Source organism: Deltaproteobacteria bacterium (genome assembly GCA_016874735.1).
GTDB lineage: Bacteria > Bdellovibrionota_B > Oligoflexia > Oligoflexales > CAIYRB01 > CAIYRB01.
Window position 1 is genome coordinate 1 of sequence record VGTI01000158.1, and the last position, 2301, is coordinate 2301.

Sequence of the window (2301 nt, forward strand, 5' to 3'; positions counted from 1 at the left end):
CATCAGGCAGCTTGTTTGTCTCGGGCGACGTAAGCAGTGCCTTCAGAAAAGCTAGGCTGGCATCTTCCTTGCCCTCTGCCTTGCCCTCTGCCTTGCCCTCTGCCTTGCCCTCTGCCTTGCCCTTACGCCTAGCCTCGTCCATGAGCGAGTCCCAATGAAGCCGGGACTTCTCGCGGATGCGAGCAATTTCGCGGGCCTCGTCCTCGGCGGAAAGTTCTTCTAGGGCGACTTTGGCGTCTTTGAGTTCTGGGATCGACATACACGCCTCCTCTACTGAATGGCTAGATGGGTCGGCCAGAAAGCCTAGCCATGCTCCTAGACTTACATCATCGGGCGGGAGTTGTCTTGTCTGCCAAAGACGAAAGGCCTTCCCGATCTCGTAAAACTTGATCTGCATCTGACCACTTAGCTCCGCCTTAAAGACCGCTGGACCGTCGTCATCCTGATGCAGCGAAAATCCCACCGCAAATTCATCTGGCCTGGCGGGAAAGAGATCCTCGGCCAGCAGAAAAATAACGATCACCGGCCTAAGCAGGCTATAAAAATCACCTACCCCAAGCTCCGTAGCGTACATCCTTGAGGCGTAGTACAGGGCGCGCTTGGCCAAGGACTCATGCGGAGCCATCTGCATCTCGATATCGAGCAAGGTGCCGTCGTCTAGTTTGACATGGATATCCAGAATCGTACCCTTGTCGTCAATCAGCAGCTTAGGGATGTGAGGATTTTGCACCTCAACCGACGTTATCTTACTCGCCGGTTTTAGGATGGCGTTTAGTAGGCCAATCAAAGCGCCATGACCGCGTTTGCGCGCAAATAACATCTTAAACACAACGTCCAGAGTGGGGCGCAGTAGCGCTGGCTTCTCTACCATGTGATGACTCCTCTGCAATGCTGCGCGAGAGATTTATCGATTGATCGCGGCGGTGCAGAGCATTGACTAAATGCGAACTAAAGTCGAACGACATGGGCGGTGCTGTGTATGATGTCTTGGAACGACATTCCGAGAGGATGCGGCACGGCCATCTATCACGGCGATAACAGGAAACTCCTTTCTCCCTCATTCCGTGTCTCCGTGATCTACCGAGTGTTTATTTGACCACGGAGAGAGGAAATTGGGTAAGTTGGAAGTCGTTTTACTGACGGAGGATTCTTCAATTACTTAGACCATTTCGTAAACCCAAATTAAGCCGAGGCAGGAAACTGCCGATACTCTGAGGGTGCACGCAAATCCCGGTGAACATAGGATCCAAACATGGGTGCTAAAGCCAACCAAAGCAAAGTCGAATTAATGGTGGATTATGCAGAATACTTCCGCCGTGTGGGTGCAGTTAAGGACTTCTATGAGCTAGTCCGACTTGGACTCACGGGACATGACTTCTCGGGCATTTTTTGTTGTAGCTCATTACCCATGCTAAAGAATTTCGTGAAGGACCATCCAAAATATCATATCGTGTCTAGTGTCGGCAAAGATCGCTTTGTCAACCGCTTATCTGAAGATGCCGATACCAATGGCTACCTCATAGCCGAAGGAGACCGAGACCCCGCATTGGAACTCAACTTCCTACTTGATCCGCAGTGGCCGCTCATTTACGAGGAGGGGATGGCTGCGGCTATTGCCGAACTTAATAACATCAAAAATAGTCGCAAGTCCTAGCAGTTTCTTTTGATCTTTTAGCTGAATATCGGACAGATTTTTTAAATGAAACGTTGCAATCTCCTCGTAAACGATTACACGCTGCGAATCTTTACCAAGACTCGCTAATTCACAGGCCAGTAAATACTGGAACACTGCGTAGGCATCAAAATGATCAAGCGGGCCAAAGTCACTGGTCAATGCCGCAAGAGTCTTGTCGTCGATATTTACGGGCTGGAGTATTGCTTTTTCAGACCTAGTGGTACCTACTCGCTGCTCAAATTTTCCCATCACGCCGATCCTAACTAAGCGTACAAAAGACGTCAGTAGTTCAAAGATGACAGAAGTTTGCGGCAAAAGCGAACGACATGGGCGGTGCTGTGTATGATGTCTTTGACCGAAAACTCGAGAGGCTGCTGCTCGACCAGCTAGTGCAGCGACAACAAGAATCTCCATTCTCACTCATTCCGCGCCTCCGTGGTCCAAAGAGACTTCAGTATTTGACCACGGAGGCGCGGAATGAGGGAGGAGGGCAGGGTTTAGGGGACGTGATAGCGCACGGAGACATATGAGGTTGCTGCAAGCGAGGGGAATTCAGATCAATAACCGGATAATTCTGCCGAATTAATCAAAAATGGTCCGACGTAAATAAAGAATTGGGCGGCAAC

General features: G+C 50.3%; 2 protein-coding genes. One reads left to right on the plus strand and one right to left on the minus strand.

Annotated features, from left to right (window positions below; translation table 11 throughout):
• Positions 1–871, minus strand: an 871-nt coding sequence (locus tag FJ146_19915; GenBank protein ID MBM4254239.1) for an Rpn family recombination-promoting nuclease/putative transposase, incomplete at its 3' end; no start/stop codon positions are given.
• A gap of 381 nt (positions 872–1252) precedes the next feature.
• Between FJ146_19915 and FJ146_19920 the strand changes: the two genes are divergently transcribed.
• The gene (locus tag FJ146_19920; protein MBM4254240.1) at positions 1253–1654 is read left to right on the plus strand and encodes a hypothetical protein; all 402 of its coding nucleotides are present in this window, start codon (positions 1253–1255) and stop codon (positions 1652–1654) included.
• The last annotated feature ends 647 nt before the right edge of the window (positions 1655–2301 follow it).